This is a genomic window from Anabaena sp. CS-542/02 (assembly GCF_028331085.1).
Lineage (GTDB): Bacteria > Cyanobacteriota > Cyanobacteriia > Cyanobacteriales > Nostocaceae > Anabaenopsis > Anabaenopsis arnoldii.
Genome location: NZ_JAQMTM010000031.1, coordinates 1 through 6,755 on the forward strand (window position 1 = coordinate 1; position 6,755 = coordinate 6,755).

Here is a 6,755-nt window from a genome sequence, read left to right on the forward strand (position 1 = left end):
CCCCCTAACCCCCCTTAAAAAGGGGGGAACTAGAGTCAAAGTCCCCCTTCTCAAGGGGGATTTAGGGGGATCTAAAAATATTTGATACACTAATCATGACTTGACAAACATCCTCTAAGTCCTCAATGCGATCGCTCTAGCTATGTGAGAAAATATGACCAAGGAAAGCCAACATCTTCAGGAATCACAAATAAACCAGGTGTTTCACCCAGTTACTGCATGGGGAAAACACGGTTATTTGGCAATTTGGCACACATCCCGGTTTTGACAGTGGTATCTTTTGATTGTGCAAGGGGTGTAGCAGGAGTAGTCGAGATTAATCAATCTGGACTGCTCCTGCAATTTTATGTACAGGTTCTAAATTATGACCATCCAGGTCATAGAAGTAAAAACCACTAAGGTACTAAAGCTAACACCCCCACAGGAGAACCCGAACCATCCCGCAACCTCAACACACCAATGATTAAAGTAGTACCCTTTGGTGGTAAGTGCTGCAAATTGGTGAGATTTTCCAAAATAATCCTCTGCTGTGCTAATACCAGACGGTTAATGTTAAAATTGTCATCTTGTCCAGGGTCTACCCCATGGGTATCAGTTCCTAAACCAGCAATTTGTCTTTGTTCTAACAGAAACTCAGTTGCATCATAGCTAAAACCGGGAAAGTGCATCTTTCCTTGAGGATCTCGGTTAAAAAATTGCTTTTTATCTAACCATTTATTGTCCCAGTCAGTATGAAGTAACACTAAACTACCAGGAGGAATTTCACCATTTTTTTTCTCCCACGTCACAACATCAGCAACAGTCAAGGCGTAATCAGGATTTAACATTGCACCTGCGCAGATGTCGATCACTACCGCAGGTAACACTAGGGACTCACCTGGGTATTGGTCAATTCCCACACTATGAGGATAAAAACTTTTGGGTGCATTAATGTGAGTAGCACTGTGTTCTCCTATGGTCAAACGCCGCAGGTAATAGCCATCCTCTGGGATGTTGGCGACGGTGGTAAATTCCACTGGGGGATCATCTGGCCATTGGGGAATGTCTATGTCAATTATATGACTTAGATGTATGACCTGTGAGTAAGTTATAGTCTTTTGATTTTGTTTCATAATATGAAAATAAAAAGCCAGTCATAGATGATGGTTTCTTAACTCGCAACAAAGTAGTATAGTCTTGACAGTTAGGTTTTTACTCTAAGTTTTAATAGGAGACTTTAATTAATGTCCACTGATACAGTTGCTTATGTTGAAGGTAGTGAATTTGATACTGTTTTAGGTAGTGAAAAAGTTGTTGTTGTTGATTTCACTGCTACTTGGTGCGGTCCTTGTCGTATTATTGCTCCCTTAATGGAACAACTCGCTGAGGAATATCAGGGTCGCCTTCAGGTGGTGAAGGTAGATGTTGACAATAACAAGCCAATTTTCAAAAGGTTTGGTCTGCGTAGCATTCCAGCAGTTTTAATGTTCAAGGATGGTGAGTTAGCAGAAACTATTGTGGGAGTTTCTCCTTATGAAGAGTTTACTGCTGCTGTTAACAAGTTGCTTTAGGTGGTTCAGTGTTGAGATTTACTGGTAAGTTATAAGACTTAAACTTAATTGATTTGAGGTAGCGCCAGTATTTAAAATAGCCTAAATTATATGTCAATTTTTGACCTTACTCCCGCCAAACTTGTGAGGTAGACTGAGGAGTAAGGTTATACCGTTGATTAAACCAGGGAATTCACAAATTTCTCCAACCTGTCCATTCCTTTTTGAATCGTGTCCATATCAGTGGCGTAGGACAAACGAATGTTTTGATCAGCACCAAAGGCAATACCTGGAATGACAGCTACTTGCTGTGTTTCTAAGAGGGCGTTAGAGAATTCCAGGGAGTTGAGACCTGTTTTACTGATATCAGGAAACAAGTAAAAAGCACCGTCTGGTTTACTACAACTCAATGCAGGAATAGCGTTGAGTCTATCCAACATTACCTGTCGCCGCTGGGCGAATGCTTGGCGCATTGATTCTACACAGTCTTGAGAGTTTTCTAAAGCTGCGATCGCTCCATATTGAGCAAAAGTACACACATTAGATGTACTATGTCCCTGAATGGAAATAGCAGATCGAATAATCTCCACAGGTCCTGCTAAATAACCCAGTCGCCAACCAGTCATAGAATAAGCTTTAGCAAACCCGTTACTAATCAAGGTGCGCTCAAAGATGGCTTCCCCTAGGGAACCAATGCTGATATGTTCTGCGCCATCGTAGAGAATCTTTTCGTAAATCTCATCCGACACTACATAAATATCTGCATCCACTATCACTTGGGCCAGTGCTTTAATCTCATCTGGGGTGTAGACCATCCCAGTAGGATTAGATGGAGAGTTAAGAATAAATAACTTAGTCTTGGGTGTAATTGCTTGACGTAGTTGTTCTGGGGTAACTTTATAATCCGTCGTCGCATCTGTGGTGAGAATTACTGACTTCCCAGCAGCTAAGGTTACCATTTCTGGATAACTTAGCCAATAGGGGGAACCGAATATTACCTCATCCCCCGGATCAATCAGGGCTAACATCAGGTTAAATAAAGAATGTTTACCACCGTTGGTGACAATCACATTCTCCGACTGATAATTGAGACCGTTGTCGGTTTTCAGCTTCTGGGCGATCGCTTCCCTTAACTTTGGTTCTCCAGCTGCTGGGCCATACTTGGTTTTACCTGAATCCAAGGCTTTGGCTGCTGCGGCTTTGATGTGGGCCGGAGTGTCAAAATCTGGTTCACCAGCGCTGAAACTACAAACGTCTATTCCTTCAGCCTTCATGGCCTTAGCTTTAGCTGCGATCGCTAAGGTCAAAGAAGGGGTCACCTTACTTACTCGTTCTGCCAGCTTCATGCTTAATTTATTTGGCAATTCTGTCACTTATCTAAGGATATCTTAGAATAATTAGCAACAGTTATCTTTTTATAATTCCTCAGCAAGTCTAAAAGCTAAATTGTTGTACTACACTATGGTCACATTTGGGGACAAGTAAACATCCACCAATGGCGTGAAACACTTTCACACCTTCCCCAAACAGACCCTGGAAGGTTTTCCGTCTGGAAATTAACACTTTTCTATATTCTCATGAAAAAACCACAGATGAACTTAGATGTATTCCTCACGGTCAAGCATTTCATCCTTGAGAGTGCTCCTACAACTACGTTTATCTGTGATTCCAAGTAATAATTAGGATTCTTGCCATAATTCTATTTTATATTTTTACCCTAGCAAGTCATATACCCAAAGACACAAATACCAGCGTTGTCGAATCCGAATCTAAAATACCAAAAGTATAGTTCCCAGAGCAACAGCCTGAGAACCATGATAGCCCTTGAATCTTGATTATATCTGACCGCTAAAGACAGGCTTTACTTTGCGGTCAATCCTTTCCCCCAAGTCTTCAGCAATCGTTAAAGTACCTGGTTTACACCGCTTGACATTCACAAGTATTCCTTGTGCCCCTTCAACCTCCAAATCTTCTACATAGCCCTTGATTGCCAGTTTAGCATCAGCAGAATTTAAAAATGGACCGAAGTAGTAGGTACACCGGGGATTTTGCGTCACAATTTCCACCCACCAGGCTAGACCCATGTTGTGGAACTTATTAGTTAATGATTCCTTCAGGTTATTCCAAATCGTTTGCATAGTTGTAGCCGATTTATCAATGTGGTACTGAATATTAAAGGAAAGGATATACTGCTGTTCTTTCTTTTACATTTCTTTATACTCTGTTAGTGTCTTTTTGTGAACTACCCCAACTGAGCAGCAATATGTTACTTTTTGACTAAATTTTTTTTCATATTTGGCTAAGTATTTTGGATTGGGATATCTGGAGACTTTTTCACCATCATAGGTAATAGCAAAATCCCTGATGCCTAAATCAATGCCAATAATCTTATCATCTGCATTAGACGAGGGATAAACACCTTCATATTCCATTAATACAGAAGCATCATATTTACCTGATGGGAATTTGCTAACAGTAACAGTCTTGATAGTTCCGTCTAGTGGTCGGTGTATGTTTGCTTTAACCACACCCAACTTACCCGGAAATTTCCAATAACCATTAACTTGTTTTGCTCCCAGGGGATATTGAATTGATTGACAATGGTGTTTTGATTTGAATCTGGGATATTTTACTCTACCTTTAAACAAGTTTTGATATGCACGACTAAGGTTGTGACTTACAGATGGCAAAAACTGTGAGTAACACTCTTTTAGGCACTCAGTTTCTTGATCCTTTTTGAGTGTGGGGAGTAGATAATTTAGACCAGATTGAGACCAGCCTTTGCCAGTTGCTTTATAGATTTCAATACATTTATTTAACCCATAATTCCACCACCAATGGGCACAACCAAATTGCCCTGCAAGTATCTTGACTTGCTCATTGGTAGGGTACAACTTCACTTTTACTGCTTGTCTTCTCATCTATCTAATATCTAAAATCTAAAATTCTCCAAATATCCACATGTTACTATTCTACATATATTGCAGTAAAAGTCCAGAGGAGGAGAGTCCATTGGTGACTCTTTAAATACCTCACTCTGTGATCAACCTCCGGTTGCATCAGTCCCATGTCTTTTCGGGATCACACGGCTTTTATCCCCTTCTAACATTCCTATAGGTGGGGAATTACGCCTGTTTTTTTCAAGGGGTTTTTGTAATTTATCTAGGTACAAAGTGTTTAATGACCTTTGGCGATAGATTTCGTAAAGCGCCATACCAGCGGCTACTGAGGCGTTGAGACTAGGGGTTTTGCCTAACAGGGGTATTGAAACCAAGACATCGCAGGAGCGCTGTGTTAGCATACTCAGCCCTTCGCCCTCCGAACCAATAACTAAAACGATAGGGCCAGTAAATTTAACTGTATGCAGGGGTTCACTGGCTGTGCTAGCAGTACCATAAATCCAAAATCCCGCCTCTTTTAATTCTTCTAAGGCACGACTGAGGTTAACTACTCTAGCTACAGAAAAGTTTTCTAAAGCACCTGCGGCCACTTTGACCACAGTAGAAGTAATTCCTGATGCCCTTCTTTGGGGGATGACCAAACCCTGAGCGCCTATGGCTTCGGCAGTGCGAATAATTGCTCCCAAATTATGGGGATCGGTAATTCCCTCAGCCACGACAATTACAGGATCCGTTACAGATTTCGCCTGTGCGATTAAATCAGGTAACTCAATATATGCGTGGGGGGCTACTTGCGCCGCAATACCTTGGTGATTCGCCTGATCGGTGATTTGGTCTAAGCGTCTCGGCTCTACTTCATCAATGACTGTGCCATTTTCCTTCGCTTGCAAGAGTAAATGATGAAAGCGGTGGTCGTAACGTAAACGAGTAGTAATCCAGATGCGGTTCAATCCCCGTTCACTTTCCAAAGCAGTCAAAACTGGATGGCGACCGTAGATGAGATCACTATCTTCTGGTGATTGTCCTCCTGGGGATGAATGGGTATTAATGGGATATTGGCTTGTGCCTCTGGAAACAGGTTTTCTATCTCTGTCACTGATGCGGGGACTGCGCACAGAACTAGGAATAACACGCTTCCCCTTTAATTTTATAGGTTTGACGCGATTCGCTTCGCTAGGAGTCTGGATTTTCCTGGGTTTGTTAGCCATATAAATTTTGGGTATAGTTTATGAGTGGGAGATTGGGGTTCTTTGAATTTACTCAACCCCAAGTGCTGACTTTCCTATCTTGAGACTGAGTCGCTCACTATTTCTCTAGATGGAGTTTTTGCAACAATTCGGTTAAGCGGGGGAAATCCGTAAGATAAAGGTAGCCAATTAAAGTTTCTAAACTTGTTGCCTGTTGATAAATTTGGGGTTCAACCCGCTTAGTCCGTCCTGAAGCAGCATTACGGCCTCGACGGACGATTTCTAATTCGGCGGGACTCAGATGCGGAGTCAGCGATCGCAAATGTAGCGCTTGTGTTTCAGCTCTTACCTGTGCTACCACCAAACAGTGGTAGGTTTTGGTCTGCTGCACTGGCAACAGATAGAACATCCTAACATACAATTCATAAATTGCATCACCTATATAGGCTAAGGCCAAAGGCGACATTTGTTGTATTTGTGACTGAGAAAGCAAAGGTAATGTCCCGGTGGTAGCCAACAGTGCTTGATGCCAAGACGAACTGGGCGGGGGGGGTTCATTTTTCCCATCTAATAGCTCTTGTCCCTGTGATGTCACAAATTCATCATTCCTCAACGGGCTATAGTTAGCAGGCATCTTCAACAGAGCTTTCATAGATTGATGATTTCTGAAGCCAGCCATGTTGGTACACCGAACATAAAAGAGACTGTCAAATATTACCGACTAATTGTAACCTTTTTGATCGACACTTGATTTTGAGTATTAATGTATTTTATCAAACTATTGGGCTATTATCGGCATCTCAAAGTGACGAGACCACCCGTCATGTCTTCCAAGGTTGACACCCAGTGAGATACTCCCCTAACTGAATTTCTTTGAGAAATTGAGTGTAGGCTTCTCACCCAATCGAGCTATTGGTATGGCTACGCCTCCCATAGACTGGGTGGCGATGGGTTTTGTTTTAAGTCCACTTAATGCCCTACTGCCGACTATAAATTTCTTACCGATACTTTTTTGCTAACATTAACTAACAAATACACTCTTTAAGAGAGGGCGTATCAACCAATGCACGTAGGAAAATCCCTCGCGCACCATTTATGTCCCGGCTCATTACCAGCCCGTCAGATGGAGACTTAACGAA

General features: G+C 42.0%; 7 protein-coding genes. 1 reads left to right on the forward strand and 6 read right to left on the reverse strand.

Going from position 1 to position 6,755, the window contains the following annotated elements:
• Nucleotides 1–395: 395 nt before the first annotated feature.
• On the reverse strand, nt 396–1,112 hold the full coding sequence (locus tag PN447_RS02745) for a cyclase family protein (RefSeq protein ID WP_271760647.1): 717 nt from the start codon (nt 1,110–1,112) through the stop codon (nt 396–398).
• A 111-nt stretch (nt 1,113–1,223) separates the two neighbouring features.
• Between PN447_RS02745 and trxA the strand changes: the two genes are divergently transcribed.
• Nucleotides 1,224–1,550: a thioredoxin gene (gene trxA, locus PN447_RS02750; protein ID WP_271760649.1), complete on the forward strand. Its 327-nt coding sequence runs from the start codon at nt 1,224–1,226 to the stop codon at nt 1,548–1,550.
• 158 nt (nt 1,551–1,708) lie between these two features.
• Here the strand turns inward: trxA and PN447_RS02755 are convergent, their stop codons facing one another.
• The 5 genes from PN447_RS02755 to PN447_RS02775 form a co-directional block, all read right to left on the reverse strand.
• On the reverse strand, nt 1,709–2,875 hold the full coding sequence (locus PN447_RS02755; protein ID WP_271760650.1) for a pyridoxal phosphate-dependent aminotransferase: 1,167 nt from the start codon (nt 2,873–2,875) through the stop codon (nt 1,709–1,711).
• Between the two features lie 489 nt (nt 2,876–3,364).
• Nucleotides 3,365–3,667 (reverse strand): DUF1816 domain-containing protein, encoded by a 303-nt coding sequence (locus tag PN447_RS02760; protein WP_271760651.1) that lies wholly within the window; start codon nt 3,665–3,667, stop codon nt 3,365–3,367.
• A 66-nt stretch (nt 3,668–3,733) separates the two neighbouring features.
• Nucleotides 3,734–4,450, reverse strand: a complete 717-nt coding sequence (locus PN447_RS02765) for an RNA-guided endonuclease InsQ/TnpB family protein (protein WP_271760652.1) — start codon at nt 4,448–4,450, stop codon at nt 3,734–3,736.
• Between the two features lie 122 nt (nt 4,451–4,572).
• Complete coding sequence (rlmB, locus tag PN447_RS02770; RefSeq protein ID WP_271760653.1) at nt 4,573–5,637, reverse strand: 23S rRNA (guanosine(2251)-2'-O)-methyltransferase RlmB; 1,065 nt, start codon at nt 5,635–5,637, stop codon at nt 4,573–4,575.
• Between the two features lie 97 nt (nt 5,638–5,734).
• Nucleotides 5,735–6,250 carry a Mini-ribonuclease 3 gene (locus PN447_RS02775; protein WP_442867070.1) on the reverse strand — a complete coding sequence of 172 codons (516 nt, stop codon included), beginning with the start codon at nt 6,248–6,250 and terminating at the stop codon, nt 5,735–5,737.
• Between the last annotated feature and the right edge of the window lie 505 nt (nt 6,251–6,755).

What these genes read in the sequence shown, in the direction of transcription:
- rlmB (WP_271760653.1), bottom strand. Translation starts at nt 5,637, where the DNA reads ATGGCTAACAAACCCAGGAAAATCCAGACTCCTAGCGAAGCGAATCGC.
- trxA (WP_271760649.1), top strand. Translation starts at nt 1,224, where the DNA reads ATGTCCACTGATACAGTTGCTTATGTTGAAGGTAGTGAATTTGATACT.
- PN447_RS02755 (WP_271760650.1), bottom strand. Translation starts at nt 2,875, where the DNA reads ATGAAGCTGGCAGAACGAGTAAGTAAGGTGACCCCTTCTTTGACCTTA.
- PN447_RS02775 (WP_442867070.1), bottom strand. Translation starts at nt 6,250, where the DNA reads ATGCCTGCTAACTATAGCCCGTTGAGGAATGATGAATTTGTGACATCA.
- PN447_RS02760 (WP_271760651.1), bottom strand. Translation starts at nt 3,667, where the DNA reads ATGCAAACGATTTGGAATAACCTGAAGGAATCATTAACTAATAAGTTC.
- PN447_RS02765 (WP_271760652.1), bottom strand. Translation starts at nt 4,450, where the DNA reads ATGAGAAGACAAGCAGTAAAAGTGAAGTTGTACCCTACCAATGAGCAA.
- PN447_RS02745 (WP_271760647.1), bottom strand. Translation starts at nt 1,112, where the DNA reads ATGAAACAAAATCAAAAGACTATAACTTACTCACAGGTCATACATCTA.